Annotated in this window: 14 protein-coding genes; 5 read left to right on the plus strand and 9 right to left on the minus strand. The window is 49.0% G+C overall.

Annotation, left to right across the window (positions count from 1 at the left end; all coding sequences use genetic code 11):
- Positions 1–4: 4 nt before the first annotated feature.
- Positions 5–892 carry an AraC family transcriptional regulator gene (locus H8L32_RS16095; protein WP_186948284.1) on the plus strand — a complete coding sequence of 296 codons (888 nt, stop codon included), beginning with the start codon at positions 5–7 and terminating at the stop codon, positions 890–892.
- A 315-nt stretch (positions 893–1207) separates the two neighbouring features.
- Here the strand turns inward: H8L32_RS16095 and H8L32_RS16100 are convergent, their stop codons facing one another.
- From H8L32_RS16100 to H8L32_RS16120, 5 genes are read right to left on the minus strand one after another with little or no spacing between them, the layout of a single operon-like run.
- A complete protein-coding gene (locus H8L32_RS16100; protein ID WP_186948285.1) occupies positions 1208–1588 on the minus strand; it encodes a hypothetical protein in 381 nt (126 codons plus the stop codon).
- Complete coding sequence (locus tag H8L32_RS16105) at positions 1558–2700, minus strand: alginate O-acetyltransferase AlgX-related protein (protein ID WP_186948286.1); 1143 nt, start codon at positions 2698–2700, stop codon at positions 1558–1560. Before H8L32_RS16105 ends, H8L32_RS16100 begins: the two co-directional genes overlap by 31 nt.
- A 9-nt stretch (positions 2701–2709) precedes the next feature.
- On the minus strand, positions 2710–4107 hold the full coding sequence (locus tag H8L32_RS16110) for an MBOAT family O-acyltransferase (RefSeq protein WP_186948287.1): 1398 nt from the start codon (positions 4105–4107) through the stop codon (positions 2710–2712).
- Between the two features lie 25 nt (positions 4108–4132).
- Complete coding sequence (locus H8L32_RS16115) at positions 4133–4792, minus strand: alginate O-acetyltransferase AlgF (RefSeq protein ID WP_186948288.1); 660 nt, start codon at positions 4790–4792, stop codon at positions 4133–4135.
- 23 nt (positions 4793–4815) lie between these two features.
- The gene (locus H8L32_RS16120) at positions 4816–5475 is read right to left on the minus strand and encodes an SGNH/GDSL hydrolase family protein (RefSeq protein ID WP_186948289.1); all 660 of its coding nucleotides are present in this window, start codon (positions 5473–5475) and stop codon (positions 4816–4818) included.
- A gap of 477 nt (positions 5476–5952) precedes the next feature.
- Between H8L32_RS16120 and argF the strand changes: the two genes are divergently transcribed.
- The 3 genes from argF (at position 5953) to ppnP (ending at position 8781) form a co-directional block, all read left to right on the plus strand.
- Positions 5953–6867, plus strand: a complete 915-nt coding sequence (gene argF / locus H8L32_RS16125) for an ornithine carbamoyltransferase (protein WP_186948290.1) — start codon at positions 5953–5955, stop codon at positions 6865–6867.
- A 294-nt stretch (positions 6868–7161) separates the two neighbouring features.
- Entirely contained in the window at positions 7162–8394 is a 1233-nt protein-coding gene (locus H8L32_RS16130) for an argininosuccinate synthase (protein ID WP_186948291.1), read from the plus strand.
- A gap of 72 nt (positions 8395–8466) precedes the next feature.
- Positions 8467–8781, plus strand: coding sequence for a pyrimidine/purine nucleoside phosphorylase (ppnP, locus tag H8L32_RS16135; RefSeq protein WP_186948292.1), 315 nt, complete (start codon positions 8467–8469; stop codon positions 8779–8781).
- A 148-nt stretch (positions 8782–8929) separates the two neighbouring features.
- Here ppnP and H8L32_RS16140 read toward each other — a convergent pair whose 3' ends face one another.
- Together H8L32_RS16140 and H8L32_RS16145 are read right to left on the minus strand one after the other, a co-directional pair.
- Positions 8930–12073: an eCIS core domain-containing protein gene (locus H8L32_RS16140; protein WP_186948293.1), complete on the minus strand. Its 3144-nt coding sequence runs from the start codon at positions 12071–12073 to the stop codon at positions 8930–8932.
- A gap of 250 nt (positions 12074–12323) precedes the next feature.
- Complete coding sequence (locus H8L32_RS16145) at positions 12324–12935, minus strand: DUF4124 domain-containing protein (RefSeq protein ID WP_186948294.1); 612 nt, start codon at positions 12933–12935, stop codon at positions 12324–12326.
- A 503-nt stretch (positions 12936–13438) separates the two neighbouring features.
- Between H8L32_RS16145 and H8L32_RS16150 the strand changes: the two genes are divergently transcribed.
- A complete protein-coding gene (locus tag H8L32_RS16150) occupies positions 13439–15598 on the plus strand; it encodes a metallophosphoesterase family protein (RefSeq protein WP_222619386.1) in 2160 nt (719 codons plus the stop codon).
- A gap of 90 nt (positions 15599–15688) precedes the next feature.
- Here H8L32_RS16150 and H8L32_RS16155 read toward each other — a convergent pair whose 3' ends face one another.
- Entirely contained in the window at positions 15689–16201 is a 513-nt protein-coding gene (locus tag H8L32_RS16155; protein ID WP_186948295.1) for a GFA family protein, read from the minus strand.
- 67 nt (positions 16202–16268) lie between these two features.
- A complete protein-coding gene (locus tag H8L32_RS16160; RefSeq protein ID WP_186948296.1) occupies positions 16269–16424 on the minus strand; it encodes a DUF3096 domain-containing protein in 156 nt (51 codons plus the stop codon).
- Positions 16425–16507: the final 83 nt, after the last annotated feature.

Below are 16507 nucleotides of genomic sequence, written 5' to 3' on the forward strand. Positions count from 1 at the left end.
GTGCATGGAACAACAGTTAAATGAACTTCGAACCCTGGCCGCTCATGCCGAAAACCGGCGTACAGAAACAGGTATTCCGCGCGTTGCCATGGTGCAGGGTGCCATTCCTGAGCACCAGCTGGCAGCCGTCTATGACCCCATGATCAATCTGATTCTTACAGGGAGCAAATCCATGACTGTAGGGGGACGGACCCTGCATTATGATCCGGCAACCTATTTTGTGATGTCTGTTGATCTTCCCGCAGCAGGCGTGGTCCACCCGGCAGATACGGGTGCGCCCTATCTTGCTGTCAGTTTGACATTGGAAGCCAGCACGATTGCCAATCTGCTGGGCGACCTGCCTGATACTGCCAACAGGTTTAATGCAAGGGAAGCAGGTTTTTCTGTTGCGGCGGTGACGCCGGAATTACTTGATGCCTGGGTACGAATGCTGCGGCTCATGGATCATCCTGCCGATATCCCTGCGCTGGCACAGGTGTATGAGCGTGAAATTCTTTATCGCGTATTGCAGGGGCCTATGGGATGGATGCTGCGCGACATCGCCTTGCCTGATTCCGCACTTTCCAGAGTCAACCTGGCTATCCAGCAGATCCGGCGCGACTATACGCTGCCACTGCGTGTGGAAGACCTGGCGAACAGGGCTGCGATGAGCGTATCTGCGTTTCACCGGCACTTCAAGTCGGCGACAACGCTCAGTCCGGTCCAGTATCAGAAGCAAATTCGATTGCTGAACGCCCGCACTTTGCTTGTGGCCGCCGGATACAGCGTTACCGCCGCCGCACATGAGGTAGGCTATCAAAGTTCAACTCAATTCAGCCGGGAGTATTTGCGCGAATTCGGGCAACCTCCGGGGAAAGATGCTACAAGAATTGCAAATGTACTGAGGCGTTAAGCAAGCCTGTCATGAAAAATATTGTATCTCTTAAGCAAATACAATCCCTACCTAAAAAAACCAGTCGTCTTCAGCGCCTTTTCTGACAAGTCAATGAAGTGTTATGTCTTTCAAGGAAGAAGCACATTACAACTATCATAGGCATCCAAACAGCTTTGGATTTTTGTGGCATTTACCGTCTATCTCAACTGAGCACCAAAAGAATTAATAAAGCTTCAAGGCGTCTCTATTTTTAGAGCTAAGTCTAAACGAGATAAAACGACAATTTTTTTATTTGCATTTCAAGCTTCATGCTGCTGGCTTCAATTTAAAACATCAACGAAGCATCAGCCTACCAGCAACCGTACGGACGATGTCAATGCTGTCTTCATGGTCGTCTTGCCTGCATGTATATATCGTGCTGCCATCTGGCTTGATGGATATGCCTATCACCTTCGTATTTTCGCCACTAACCCGGCTTGCCATGACTTCTACTTTTGGGATGTCTGCCTGAATTGCGGGAAAAATGCCATTGGCCTTCGATAGCTGTAATGCACGTTCATCCCCATCAAGGTAATAAACCCAGACCAGCATACGCGCTATCTGAAATTCATCCCTGTCCGGGTAAGAGCCTAAAGGGCCACTGAGCACACTATCCATTTCCGTTTTGAAAATCGCCCGCCACATCAAGTCTTTGGTCCCAATGACGCCAGCCATTTTTTTTCTGATACAGACAAGGGCTTGGGCAGCATGCGTTCTGGTACTTCCCAAACGACCACTTTGGGGGCCTGGGTTTTGAATTCGTTGCTATTCAGGTAGGCATAGGCTGCGCCATCGAAATCACCGCCATCCTTGGCCAGGTTGGCGACCGGCGAACCCAGGTGCTGACTGAGGAAAGGGGAGAAATTCGAAGCGCGGCTGAAGGACGTGCCTACCAGTGCCACTGGTGGCAAACCGGCGTCGCCAAACAGGTCATCACTGGCGACAGTAACGGGGGCCACCTTGCTGATCTGCGTGACTTCGGTTGCCGGGCGTACCCAGGCTGGCAAGCCTTCCAGGTTGGAGACACGCATCAGATCGCCCGAACGCTCTACCCTGGATGATTGTATGGCTTTGGGGTCGGGTGAGGCTTTGGGTTTATCTACCAGGTTCAGCGCCTGCAAATGTTCTGCCAGGGCCTTGGCGGCAGCGTTGGAACCGTGTTCATTCCAGTGAGAATCGCTGCGGTAATAGCGTTCTTCCGTCATGGCGGCCAGTGTTGGCGTAAAGTCCAGGGTATCGACCTTGCTGGCTGTCAGGATTTTTACCCAGTCGTCCACCCGTGTTGCAAAACCGGGCGGGCGATGCAGTCCACACAAATGATCATGTTCGATCCGGGTCTTGTCGGGTACGACGGCCACCACCAGTTTGATGCCGCGTTTTTGCAGATCGCTGGCAGTCTGGGTGATGATTTTTGCCCTGGCGGCGGCATTGTCGGCAGCATTGGCGAAAGGAGTCAGTTCATCCGTCAAAAACAGCCAGTCGGTACAGCCCTTGCGCACCGATACACCGGTATCGCCAGCCAGCAGCCAGGTCACGCCACGTTCAATTTTTGCGAATGGTTTGCTGAGCAGGAAGTAACTGTTCAGTTGCGCAGAAAACTGGCGGGTGGCCTCACCATCAAGCAGGCGCGTGGGATTATCAATCCCCTTCCAGCGGTCGGCAGGCACATCACGCAGAGAAGTCTGGGTCACCGCAAGGCCACCCAGCATGATGACGGCAAAGGCCGTCACCGGCAAAAAACGGGTCCAGCCGGCTTTTTTGGGATCAAAGGTAAAGCACTCACTCATGATCGCCTCCTAAAACTGAAAATACAGGAAGGGAATGGCCTTTTGCCCGGCCAGTACCACAACGGCATAAGCAAAGGTCAGCACGGGCCAAGTCATGCTCCAGCCAGCAAAGCCCAGACCACCGCGCTTGCCGATGACCGTAGCCGGATAGACGACGCAGATCAGGCCCAGCACAAAGGTCAGCACGATACTGGGACGCAATGCCAGAGCAATGGCGTCGCCCATGGCAACACCATGCAGGCCGAACTGACCAGCCCACAAATCCATCGCCGTCGCAAAACTATCGGACCGGAACACGGTCCAGGCCAGCATCACAACCAGCAGGGTCAGCGTGCGGGACAGATAATTGGGCATGGATAACCCACGCTGGGTAAACATGCGGTCACAGCACAGGGCCGAGCCGTGGATGATGCCCCAGATCAGGTAATTCCAGTTTTCGCCGCCGTGCCACAGACCACCTATGGCCATTGTCAGCATCAGGTTGACATAGGTGCGGCCCGCGCCGTGACGGTTACCGCCCAGGCTGATATACAGATAATCACGCAGCCAGGAAGACAGTGTCATGTGCCAGCGACGCCAGAAATCCTGTATCGACACGGACAGATAGGGGTTGTTGAAATTTTCCTGAAAATCGAAACCCAGCATCAGGCCCAGGCCGATTGCCATGGCGCTGTACCCGGCAAAGTCAAAATACAGTTGCAGGGTATAGGCGGCACAACCCGTCCAGGCATCGATCAAGCTTGGATTGTGCAAACCAAATGCCAGTGTGACGATGGGCGACAGGGTGTCGGCAATCAGTACCTTCATCGAAAAACCGACCATGAAGCGGCGTACACCGGCGGCAAATTTGTCGATAGAAAAAACTCGCTCGCGCAATTCAGTATCGATGACCTTGTAACGCACAATCGGGCCAGCAATCAGATGCGGGAACATCGCCATATAGGCGCTGAAAGAAATAATGCTGTATTGCGCCGGTACGGTTTTACGCCGTACATCGACGATATATGAAATCGCATGCAAGACCGTGAAGGACAGGCCTATCGGCAACATCAGGTTTTCCCACGGGATGGTGGGCATGTCACGGCCAGTCAGGATGGTATTGAGCGAATACACCAGCATATTGGTGTACTTGTACCAGACCAGCGACGCCAGGTTAAGCACAATGGCAGCCGCCATGATGCGGGTCTTGCTGCGTTCATTGCTGGTTTTGTCGATCAAGATGGCTGCGGCCCAGGCCAAGACAGTCAGAGCAATGATCAATACCAGGAACTTTGGCGTCCACCAGGCATAAAACAGCCAGCTCCCCACCAGCAGGGTGTGATTGCGAAACCGCTGGGGAGTGACCAGGTAGAGAGCAAAGAACAGTGGCAGGAAGAGAGTCAGGAACTCTAAAGACGCAAATACCATGGATCGTGCCTGTGCTTAGCGTGGATCAGGAAGTACTGTCGCGGACAAAGAAGGTCTGACGTCCTTTTTTGCCCGGCATGACTACAACGCTATAACGTTCACCGGCTTGCAACTGCCCCAGGTCAACGCCCTTGCCTTCTTCTTTCGCATCGCACATGGCTTGCGCTTTCAGGCTGATGGGGTTCACCAGGCGACGTTGCAGCGTAGCTGGTTTAACGGCTTCCAGTATTGGGGTATTTTTTACTGCCACATTCAGACCAGCAACGGCGCAGCTGGCATCCAGGTTCAGCAAGGCGACTGAAGAACGGCTGGCATTGAAATCCGTCGGTGTGTCCTTGATGATGACGGTTTCTATGCCTGTGCCCTTACTGATGATGGCAACGGTGACAAATTCACCTGGCTTGGCCACCACTTCCACTGCTGTTTTTGCAGTGCCTACCTGCACATTGGCAGCCAGCTTGGCACCAGCCTTGACCGGATAAAAACGGGACACCCTGGCGTCGCCCTGTGCTGCCAGCGCCACTTTCGCAGCGCCATTCACCACACTGGCCTTGTCTTCACTGGCATTGAGGAAACGCACAAAGGAAGAATCCTGGGCAGGACCGGTTTCATATAAAGGATTGTCAGCGGCATGCGCCGCCACCACCAAGATAGAGCCCAGACAGGCAACGATCAGTTTTTTCATGATTAAGGGTGATCCGGTTTTATTTATTTTTTAATGTTTTGCAAAACGGCTGGCGAAGAAATGGCATTGCCTATCGCCGTACCCCAGGCTTTGTAACCAGCCAGGTCAAAATGCTGACCATCAGCCGAAGCCCATTCGCCTGGTTTGGACATGTTCAGAGAATCCACATAGGTGCAAGGCGCAACGATTTCAGACAGGTAGCCAGACATTTCCTTGGCACGTGCAAAAGTCTTGTTGAACTTGCCGCCTTCGGTACCCCATGCAGGGCCGACCCAGACGCAGCTCACTGCATTGTTTTTAACGCCCTTGGTCAGGCGTGTCACTTGTTGCCAGATCCAGGTTTTCGGCAGTTCTGGTGCGGCATACGACGCCATGGTGTCGCCATTGACGACAACTACCAGATTCGGTTTATATGTTTTAACCAGTTCATTAAAGGGACGGGTCACTGCATCCTGGCCAGTCTTCACTTCTACCGGACCATCCTTGATACGCGCCGCACCGCCACATGGCGATTGGCTTTTCACCATCCAGTCACCGGCGGCAACACCGCAGGCACCGAAGGAATACACGACAGCGCCCTTGCTCATCAGATCATCATGCAGGGTCGTGATCAGATAATCAGGGGTGGACATATGGCTATCGCCAATAATCAGGACGGTAAGTCCGGCTAACAGTGCGCTCATAATTTATCTACTTTTATTAATGCGTTGGATAACATGTGTTTGTCATATCTGCCCCACCTGCTGAAGCAATCCGGGGCCGCTGCAAAAACAAACACTATTGGTTGCAGTTTGCGGAATCGTTAAATTCTGTTAAATACGAAATCCATTTTTGTGCGTTTACTGCAATATATTTGAGTGTAAACAAATCAGTCCGCAATGCCAGTTAGTTGACGAAAATTCACAAATTGCTGACTGTATTCAAATAGGAAATGCAATAACTGTTACATGTTGAAATTCTTTATGTGGGAAATAAAATCGGCAAGTTTACAAGAGTCATTGCACATATGGCAATAAATTAATGCCTGAAAGCAAAAAACTGCGTAAAATGGACAGGATTAATCTCTACCCAGAATTTAATATGGGAAAGACGAATTAATCCCTTATAATTAAGCAGTTATGACAAGCGGCGGCAAGCTCAACTTGCTGCCCGTTTTATTTATGGCTATCAAACATTTCCTGCAGTTCTCCGATTTTTCGCTGTCCGAATTTGAATACGTGATGCAGCGTGCCCGCATCATCAAGCAGCGTTTCAAGGCTTACCAGACCTATCACCCTTTGCTGGATAGAACCCTGGTGATGGTGTTCGAAAAAAATTCCACCCGTACCCGCCTGTCTTTTGAAGCCGGCATGCACCAGTTGGGCGGTGCCGCAATTTACCTCAATACCCGCGACAGTCAACTGGGCCGTGGTGAACCGGTCGAAGATGCAGGCCAGGTCATGTCGCGCATGTGCGACATCATCATGATCCGTACATTCGAACAGGAAATGATAGAGCGCTTCGCCGCCAATTCGCGCGTGCCTGTCATCAATGGACTGACCAATCAACACCACCCCTGCCAGGTACTGGCCGACGTGTTTACTTATATAGAACACCGTGGCTCCATCACCGGTAAAAAAGTGGCGTGGATAGGTGACGCCAATAACATGCTGTATTCCTGGCTGCAGGCTGCACAGGTATTCAACTTCCACCTGCATATTTCGACGCCCAAGGGCTATGACATGGACATGTCACAGGTCACCGCTGACAAATCACAGTACACCGTGTTTGACAGCCCGTCTGACGCCTGTGCCGGTGTGGATCTGGTGAATACCGATGTCTGGACCAGCATGGGTTATGAAGATGAAAACCAGGCACGCCTGAAAGCTTTTGATGGCTGGATCGTCGATGAAGCGAAGATGGCCCGCGCCCACCCTGACGCCCTGTTCATGCATTGCCTGCCGGCCCACCGTGGCGAAGAAGTATCTGCCGGTGTGATCGACGGCCCGCAGTCAGTCGTATGGGACGAAGCCGAAAACCGCCTGCACGTGCAAAAAGCCTTGCTGGAATTTTTGGTTGTGGGTGAAATTCGCTGAGTTTGTCATTTTAAGAAAAGACCTCTCAACACAGAGGCACAGAGACACAGAGAAAAACAGGAGAAAATCTTGTCAAAATTGAGATTTAATCTACGTCAATAAAGAGTGTCTTAATTCAATGTCTCTGTAATCGTTTTATATTGGAAGCGGCAAGATCAAATTAAGAGTAATCGTAGGAGCTAAGTCGCAGATAAATGTATGATGTTTTTCTCATGCCTTTCTCTGTGTCTCTGTGCCTCTGTGGTGAGCTTTTAGGTCTTCAGCATAAAGTTAGTTTAATTTTGAAAGCACATCATGAGCGATATTAAAAAAGTCGTCCTCGCCTATTCGGGCGGTCTGGATACCTCTGTCATTTTGAAATGGCTGCAAGATAATTATCAGTGCGAAATCGTCACCTTTACCGCCGACCTGGGCCAGGGCGAAGAATTGGAACCGGCGCGTGCCAAGGCCATCAAGTTCGGTATCAAACCTGAAAACATCTATATTGATGATGTGCGTGAAGAATTCGTGCGCGATTTCGTGTTCCCTATGTTCCGCGCCAATACGATTTATGAAGGTGAATACCTGCTGGGCACTTCCATCGCCCGCCCGTTGATCGCCAAACGCCTGATCGAAATCGCCAAAGAAACCGGTGCCGATGCCATTTCCCACGGCGCGACCGGCAAAGGCAATGACCAGGTTCGTTTCGAACTGGGTGCATATGCCCTGATGCCAGGCGTCAAGATCATCGCCCCGTGGCGTGAATGGGATTTGCTGTCCCGCGAAAAACTGATGAAATATGCAGAAGATGCAGGCATAGACATCGACCAGAAGCATAAGAACGGTGGCGCCCCCTACTCCATGGATGCCAACCTGTTGCACATCAGCTTTGAAGGCCGCCACCTGGAAAACCCAAGTGCCGAAGCCGAAGAATCCATGTGGCGCTGGACCGTCAGCCCGGAAGCAGCACCAGATCAGCCAGAATACCTGGACGTAGAATTTGAACGCGGCGACATCGTCGCGCTGAATGGCGTACGCATGTCGCCAGCAACGGTGCTGACAGAACTCAATCGCCTGGGTGGTAAGCACGGCATTGGCCGTCTGGACCTGGTTGAAAACCGCTACGTTGGCATGAAATCACGCGGCTGCTACGAAACCCCGGGTGGCACCATCATGCTGCGCGCCCACCGCGCCATTGAATCCATCACCCTGGACCGTGAAGTCGCCCATCTGAAAGATGACCTGATGCCACGTTATGCCAGCATGATCTATAACGGCTACTGGTGGGCACCAGAGCGCGTCGCGCTGCAAACGCTGATCGACCACACCCAGCACACCGTCAATGGCTGGGTACGCCTGAAACTGTACAAGGGCAATGTCATCACCGTGTCGCGCGATTCCAAAACCGATTCGCTGTTCGACATGAACATCGCAACCTTTGATGAAGATGGCGGCGCCTACAACCAGGCAGACGCTGGCGGCTTCATCAAGCTGAATGCATTGCGCATGCGTATTGCTGCCAATGCCCGCGCAAAACGCGGTCAGTAATCTTTTAGACTTTTATCTATTCCAGACCCGCTCATTGATTTGTGCGGGTCTTTTTTTTCGGAGCTATCCAGCATGTCTACCCAATTTGATCAAGTCAGCGTCGTCAAAAAAGCCAATCTGTATTTCGACGGCAAATGCGTATCCCACACCGTGTTGTTTGCTGACGGCAGCAAAAAAACCATAGGCGTGATCTTCCCATCCAGCCTGGTATTCAACACCGCTGCCGCAGAAATCATGGAACTGAACGCCGGCAAATGCCGCATCCGCCTCAAAGGTGAAGTAGAATGGGCCACCTACGAAGGCGGCCAACAATTCAATGTACCGGCCAATTCCAGTTTTGAAATTGAAACCATTGATACGCTGGATTACGTTTGCCACTTTGTATAAACGTCGGTTTTGCAGGAAGCAATACCGCGCTTCCTGCAAAATAAGGAAAACAATTTCCAGCAAACTGGTTTTGCCCTCTGATTGCAGTATCCTTATCGGAAGTGTCTTAACCTGTTGATGAAATAGAAAAAACTGGAGCTTGGCGCTCTTATCCCAACCATTTCAATGCAGGTGCGTACATCCAGTTCTCCAGCAAGGATTTTTCACTCTTATGAAAAAGGTCCAGATGTAAATTATGATGGTTGGTATATAGCCACTTGAACTTTAATACATCTTTAGAGTGATCAGGTTGCAGATCCCCGGATTTGAACTGATTTCCTTTTGAGATATGGCTATTAATGAGCTGCTTGACACCCATTGACAATAAATAGCCATTTTTGACCCAGCCCAGTGGGCTTGCATTCTTCCATTTCAGGAATATCTGCTGTTCTTCATTATTGTATTCATCATAGTTCAACTGTTTTGACTCAATCAGCCTATAGAGTCTGACAAATTCGTTTACCGTGCCAACATCTTCCGTACCATCCAAGATGAAAAAACCTTGGCAATGATGATTGATAAAAGCCCTTACCTCTAACGGCAGTTTGTTGGCGATTACCTCGTCATTATCATCATCGATCACTTCTATTTTTTTACGTTTTCGTATCGGTCCGTCACTGTTTCTTTTGCGTTTTCTTATTTCAACAGATTCTTTTTCCTCCTTTTTTATTCTTCTGTTGAACCTGCGTTCAAATTTTTCTGTCTCCTCCAGACTGCTATCCAATAAAAACTTAAACCCTTCTTCAAGAATATTCGCAGTACCATCAACGCTATCTATCTTTTTGAATTCCAGTAAAGTCCGTCCGATAACTTTCGTACTTGGATTCTTTTTCAAGTTTTGCATAACGCTTTGACGCTTCATGACAAGTTTCATGTCAGATTGGTTACTCACCTTTTCTCTCGTCAAACGTCTTTTCTCTCTTTTTACTTTTTTATATTTGAGACTTATTTCATCATTCTCCGATTTCAGTGACTTATTCTCTGAGGGTAAATTTTTCACATAAGTGTCATATTCAGACAATAGCCGTATCCCGATGTCGGGTGACTGCTCGACCAGGTCCATATCCATGATATCGAAACCTGGATGTAGCTGATGGCTTGAAATAAATTCAGTGAGGCCCAGACGATCAGTCTCGCCAAGATTATGAATAAAATGTTTGATCGCTGTTGGCCTGTCCTTGTGATACTTGTCGGTATCTTTGACAATATTTCCGACGCCTTTGGTATCTTTATATAAACGTTCTTTAACAGATACTTTGTCGCCATCAATTTTTTCATTTTTTAAAACAACAAATCTGTCTTCCACTTTATTATTCGAATAGGACAAGCGCAAATGCACCGTCCAATCGCGCACCAGATAATCCTCAGTCTCAAGTAACAAGGCCGATGTTTTAACCCATGAAAACAAGTCTTTCATGGTGTAATCCTGATAGTTAATACTCCAGGTCTGGATCGCGGTTTTTACATTAACCGGTACATTCTTGTCTTTTAAAACATCGTCAAGCGTAGTGGACTGGTAGCTAACAGCATCTGTGGTTTTTACCTGGTTCCAATAGTTAAGCGCACTTTCCCAGAGCAAGGTATTTGATCTAGGCCCAGTCTGTGCACCAAGTTCTGTTGTATATTCAATTTTGTTATATGTCGGCGTAACCTGTTTGGAATGTTCATCTGTCATCTGCCCAACAGCGTCTTTCAAGTAATGCTCGATACCCGCTTCATGTTCTTTATTGCGATTATCTTTGAGTGGTGACAAGTTGTAATTTTTGGCGACCCCGCCAACATGATCGTTAAGCAAATGACCTTTGATGTAATAAGCACTTCCACCATCTTTGACGCGACTTTCATAAAACCAGTCTATCGGTGTTTTGATGATTGACCCGCTACCTTTCATCATCGTATAGCCAGGAAAGTAAGTGGCATGCACCCTGGTACCCGTGTTGTACTGACTTTCAGTGCTCCAAACAGGAATGGAAGGTTTTATATCTGGACTTTGCGCTTTGTTATATACATATTCGGCAAATGCATTGACTATATCTCTGTCTGCAGATGCAGTCGTCGGGTCTTCTCCGTCAAGTCGTTTTGCTGCGGCTTCAGCATTTAACCTTAAGCTATTTAACTTACTTTTGTTAAACTTACCCAAGCTGATTTTGTCAAGTCTGTTTTTGACAAATTTTTGCCAGTTATCGTTGTGTTGCTTGGTAAGTGATGGAAGAGAAGAATGATCGATCCCAAATCCTTCTTCGCTTTTCTTTTGTCCATAATAGAAATCTTTTATCTTCAGAATCCATTTGGACAGGTATTCAATATCGTAGCTCTTGATGGGTTTCTTTATTTCAACCTTTGTAGGGTCTTTTGCACTAAGTTTGGTTGGATAGTGATTGGATACCATAGTCAAATACGGATCAATCAGGTCGTGCACTTCCCGCAATTCCAACGCCTGCACTGCATCGGGATAATTATTAAGTGCAACTTTCATATCCCTCATGGTGCTATGACCATCAAATTTGAGCTGGACAGATGTTGCAGCCAATTTGCCACCCTGATTATGGGAAGCTGGCGACTCCAAAGCACTGTTGTCTGCACGCTGCAAAGAAGCTACTGAAGCACCATGCGTCAAAGCACGCGCCCCCATGACATCTGCCTCTGCCTCAAGCCCTCTGTCATCATTTACCGGCACGTTACCCTTCATCTGCGTAGTGGGCAATACCCGCCCCTGAGCTTGTTGCACCACGTGCCAGGCTTCATGCGGCAGGTGTTGCTCCTGGCCTGGTGCAAGATGTATGTCGCTTCCGCTTGCAAAAGCATGGGCTTGCAATTGTGCGGGCTGTGCCGAGTTGTAATGCACATGAACATGGTCCATGCTCAGACCTGACAGATTTTCTATGCCCGCCTTGAGCTGGTTGGGAAGACCAGTATTATTTGGCTTAAGAACTGGTGTCGCAGGGTTAGCGTTTTTTTGCTGTGAGGCCAGATTGTGCTGTAACTGACTTGTATGCTGATTGGCTAGCGCCTGTATGCCAGCCAACCGGCTTGCTTGCGGGCTCAGATTTGCCTGCTGTTGCGCCGCCTTTAACTGCAAGGCACGAGAACTATTATTTGCAAGAGTCTGTATTTGTCGCTGTGCAGTTGCCTGAGGGCGATCGTCTTGAAAATTTACCACGGCGTCGCTACTTTGCCGCACTTCTGAAGCATTCAGTTGAGTGGCTTGCGTACCATTGTTCTTGTTAGATGCATGCTTGGCGTAGCTGGACATGGAGATTTTTCGACTAAACAGTTTCTCGGGACAAGCTACCGAGTAGATAACATTTAAGAAAGTATTCCTGATAACACAAAGACTTGTCAATCAGGTTTTATTTTGTGATCAGATTACCACTCAGAAATTAGTAGCTGGTGTGCTGTTTAACAAAATGACAGGCAAAAAAATAGCCTGCTATATTTGTATAGCAAGCCATTTTTACATTCATCGTTTTCTGATCAGGTTTATTGTCGCTTCTGAGCGATTCTCAACGCTTTCTTTTATACGAAGCTTCACTGGCAGAAGGATCGGGTAATCCCAGCAAACGGTATTCAATGCCTTTGGCATCTGCCTGCGGTATTTTTTCGCTGAAATTGTTTTTCAGATAGTTCCACATATCTTTTTGCAATACCTCGCACTGGAGAACGGCGCGGCTTTTGTTGACGTAGCGGTGGCTGTATTCCAGATCATCTGCGTCTGGCGTTTGTTCACGGCTGTAGCGGTTATCGCGGTAGGTTTTCTTGTAGCCGGTGTCGGCTTCCGCATTGCTATCCTTGATAAATTTGTTCGTCGGTGATTCGCAATTTTCCTTGAAATTGGTCATGAGCACGCTGTCAACGCTGGTACTACATTGCTGATAACGATGTGTCAGCACCCAGCAGCTTTTACCGGTATCTTTTTCTTTTTGCAAAGAGCTGATCTTGCGCAAGGCACCATCGCTTTTCACTTCAGTGGCGACAGCGCCGACTTTGGCGTTGCAGGGCTGGTCGGTATAGATCGTTTCGCCTGTGCTGGTGACGCATTTACGAACTTCGGCATGTGCAGCGCCAGACGCGAAAATACTCAGACAAAAAATGGCAGACAGCAGTGATTTATTCATGAGGCAGTTTTTATAAGTCGGTAGGCAATTCAGGCAATTCAGGCAATTCAGGCAATTCAGGCAATTCAGGCAATTACATTTTATTTCAAAAAACACTTTGCTCTTTACCTATGTGGAATGTTAAGAAATTATAATTCAGGCCCCTATCCTGGCATACATAAATTTCCATTTATTTGCATTCTCGACATCACAATTTTGTCACTTCTTGCATGTGCAGATGCTGAACCTTTCTGCCTATGCCCGCCTGCACTTGATCAGGCATCTATCAAATTTCCCCTATGGCAACAAATCAGCAAATTCCATCAGGTTCAGGCTCAAGCCGCTCGCCGCTTAATATAGGGTCACCATCGTCACAAGCTTGTCATTAAGCAACTTTACAATCCTCGACTACTGGATATGGCTAATTTTTCTATTCTTTAGCGTCATACAACAGTCTTCTATCCGTACCACGCGCCGGCACAAATGACATAGCTGTGCCCATCAAACCTGTGACAGGAACTACCATGAATCTTCGTTTTTTAAATGAAGGCAGAGCTGCAAAGCAATTGCTTTCATTCTGCTTGCCGCTGGCATTGATTGCCTGCGGTGACAGCAAAGATACAGCAGCACCAGCAACCGAGGCTGAAACACCTGCTGTTGCCGTCATGTCTGACGTGCATTTTGAAAATGTCTACGGTGACCTTAAGAATGCCAAGTTTTCTGGTATCCCGACCGGTGACGGCAAATTTGCGACCATCCGTACCATGTATGCGCAATTGACCTCTACCCGCCTGTTTAACGAAAACTATTTTGCTTTCCGTGGTGCGCTGGATGATGCGTATGCGCGTGGCATACGGCTGGTTGCTTTGTCAGGCGATTATTCGGATGATGCGCAGCCAGTGAATATTGATGGCATAGCGGCGATCCTGAAGGAATACCAGACCAAAGGCATGCGTTTCTTTATCGCCCCTGGCAATCATGACCCAAATGAACCTTATGATGATGACGAAGCTGGCAAAAGCGACTTTCTGACAGCAGAAGGTAAAGAGCAAAAAGTCTTTGCGGTCAATTATTCTGGCTGTAAATCGCTGGACCCCACGGTGGCCTGTACCAACCAGTTGATGGAGCTGGGCTATGAAAAGCTCATCGCCCAACTGGGTGAGTTTGGCTACATGCCCAACAAGGCTGACGTGTATTGGGAAACCCCATTTTCCAACTATGGCAGCGCTGCATATAGCTATGATGCAGCTGTCACCAGCGCCGATGTGAAAAATCGCCAGTTTGAAATTTGCGCCGAAGGCGAAGGTGGCAGTTACAAGGCCGACGGTGAAAAAACCCTGGGCAAATCCTTTACCAAATGCACCAGCATTATCGATTCCAGCTATCTGGTGGAGCCTGTCAAGGGTGTATGGTTATTGTCAATTGATGCCAATGTCCACATCCCCAACAGCGCATTTGACCCGGTCAATGCCAAGGCATTCAAAGGTTTTGACGGTGCAGGCAATGCTGGCTGGAACAAGGTGCTGACGCATAAAAAGCACTTGCTGGCGTGGATCAAGACCGTTACCGCACGCGCAAAGTCGCAGGGCAAGCGCCTGATTGCGTTCTCGCATTATCCGACCATGGATTTTTATGCGAATCAGACCGATGCCATGAAAGCCGTCTTCAAATCTGGCGCCTTCCAGGTGACCCGCGTGCCGGACCTGGCCACGACCACGGCACTGGCAGCAACCGGCATGCAGTTGCATATGGGTGGCCACATGCATTTCAATGGCACCAATGACTATAAGGATGCGTCCGGTAATTATTTCGTCAATGTGCAATCGCCGTCATTAGCCGTATTTGGTGCCGCCTACAAGATCGTCAAATACAAAGACCAGGATACTGTCGATATCGAAACCGTGTCGCTGAACAATGTGGCACGTTATAACGAACTCTTCAAGTATTACCAGACCGAGTACGATTACCTGCAAAACAGCAGCCTTGCTGCCGATATCAGCAAGCGCTGGAGCAAGGATATTCTTGCCACCAAATCCTACGGCGAATTTACCCGCTTCTATTTTGGTGAACTGTCGCGCCTGCGCTTCATGGATGAATACTGGCCTTGCGAAATGAAAGAAGCTGCTTCCAGCCTCGATGCAAAACAGATGCTGATCCTGTCGCAATTGCAAACCCAGGTCACTTTCGCGCAATTGAAAGACATCCCCGGTGTCTTGCCTTTAACAGCCACCTGTATGTCTAAAGGCAGCGTCAGCGGCACACCGGTATCTGCCAGCCAGTTGACGGCTGACTGGACTGTGGCAACGGCCAAAGCGACACAGCTGGCCACCGCCGCAGGTTACAAACTGGATGATTTTGCCAAAATAACGGCATATGAGTTTTATGGTGACTTCCACCGTACCGTGTATGCGGGTGAACTGGCCTTGCGTGATATGGGTACAGACAGGGTCAAGCAGTACAAGGTGCTGATGAATGCCTTCCCTGCCAGCCCTGCTGCCATCAGTGTGCTGGATGGCAAACCCTCAGACCAGAATCCGGTCAATGTGGTTTTCCAGAATCAGTTCAAGCAGGTATTCAGTATTTTGAAAGGACTGGGATCAGGCAAGCCTAGCGATCGTTTCACCGTCAACTTCAAGACACAGACGTTGACGAATACCAATACCAGCTCGGCCAGTTTTAACTAAGAACGTAGTTAAAATATCCCCGTTAGCCTTTTGCGCTAACGGGGATATTTTTTCAGCAATTTTCTTTACTGCACCGAGTGGGTCTGAATACTATTTCTTGCGCGCGGCCTGATACGCTTCTATCTGCGGCAGCAATGCTGCCCGCCTTGCCAGGCTGCTGGCTGACCAGTATTGTGTGCGGTCATAGTATTCGGCAAATACGGGTATGTCCCCGGCCAGGTTGACCCAGGGTTGTCTGGATTCGGTAAAAATATGCATATCGGGTGGCAAATGATCGGGCTGATCCAGTGTGCCGACGCGCACAAATTTCATCAGCGGGCCAGCGCCTGCATAGTTGCTCCAGACGGCAATTCTACATTGCGGGCAACGGGCAATTTGTTGCCCGGCACCGCTGTTTGACGGGGTATCGACCACGTCTGGTTCACCGCCCAGGTTGAGCACCTGTTCAGCTTCTATCATGGCATTGAGGGCGAATGCTGCGCCGCTTTCACGTTGACACCAGCGGCAATGGCAGCAATGCACAACCAGTGGTGCCATCAGCATGCGATAGCGTATGTGCCCGCAATCGCAGCCACCTTCCAAAGGAAATACCGATGTTGTCATGATGCCTGCCCTGTTCAGAAAATGGCAGATGAAACAGTGCTAGTGGACTATTCCACCTGCATGTTCATCAAAAAATATTAAAACGCCCCAAACCCAGTATGCCCACCAGGCCCACAACGATGAGATACAAAGCCACAATAAAACTCACCAGCTTGGGTTTAACCAGGATACAAAGACCGGCTACCAGAGCCAGAACAGGCATGAGGGAAAGATGGATATTCATGAATAATCAGTCAGAAAATAAAAAGAAATAATGAACTACATGGCCTGTAAAGCCAGGCACCCATGTTAACGCGGCTGGATTAT

It is taken from the genome of Undibacterium hunanense, assembly GCF_014284335.1.
Taxonomy (GTDB): domain Bacteria; phylum Pseudomonadota; class Gammaproteobacteria; order Burkholderiales; family Burkholderiaceae_D; genus Undibacterium; species Undibacterium hunanense.

Coding starts and splice junctions, on each gene's coding strand:
- H8L32_RS16115 (WP_186948288.1), bottom strand. CDS start 4,792: ATGAAAAAACTGATCGTTGCCTGTCTGGGCTCTATCTTGGTGGTGGCG.
- argF (WP_186948290.1), top strand. CDS start 5,953: ATGGCTATCAAACATTTCCTGCAGTTCTCCGATTTTTCGCTGTCCGAA.
- H8L32_RS16145 (WP_186948294.1), bottom strand. CDS start 12,935: ATGAATAAATCACTGCTGTCTGCCATTTTTTGTCTGAGTATTTTCGCG.
- ppnP (WP_186948292.1), top strand. CDS start 8,467: ATGTCTACCCAATTTGATCAAGTCAGCGTCGTCAAAAAAGCCAATCTG.
- H8L32_RS16140 (WP_186948293.1), bottom strand. CDS start 12,073: ATGTCCAGCTACGCCAAGCATGCATCTAACAAGAACAATGGTACGCAA.
- H8L32_RS16150 (WP_222619386.1), top strand. CDS start 13,439: ATGAATCTTCGTTTTTTAAATGAAGGCAGAGCTGCAAAGCAATTGCTT.
- H8L32_RS16160 (WP_186948296.1), bottom strand. CDS start 16,424: ATGAATATCCATCTTTCCCTCATGCCTGTTCTGGCTCTGGTAGCCGGT.
- H8L32_RS16130 (WP_186948291.1), top strand. CDS start 7,162: ATGAGCGATATTAAAAAAGTCGTCCTCGCCTATTCGGGCGGTCTGGAT.
- H8L32_RS16155 (WP_186948295.1), bottom strand. CDS start 16,201: ATGACAACATCGGTATTTCCTTTGGAAGGTGGCTGCGATTGCGGGCAC.
- H8L32_RS16105 (WP_186948286.1), bottom strand. CDS start 2,700: ATGAGTGAGTGCTTTACCTTTGATCCCAAAAAAGCCGGCTGGACCCGT.
- H8L32_RS16120 (WP_186948289.1), bottom strand. CDS start 5,475: ATGAGCGCACTGTTAGCCGGACTTACCGTCCTGATTATTGGCGATAGC.
- H8L32_RS16110 (WP_186948287.1), bottom strand. CDS start 4,107: ATGGTATTTGCGTCTTTAGAGTTCCTGACTCTCTTCCTGCCACTGTTC.
- H8L32_RS16100 (WP_186948285.1), bottom strand. CDS start 1,588: ATGGCTGGCGTCATTGGGACCAAAGACTTGATGTGGCGGGCGATTTTC.
- H8L32_RS16095 (WP_186948284.1), top strand. CDS start 5: ATGGAACAACAGTTAAATGAACTTCGAACCCTGGCCGCTCATGCCGAA.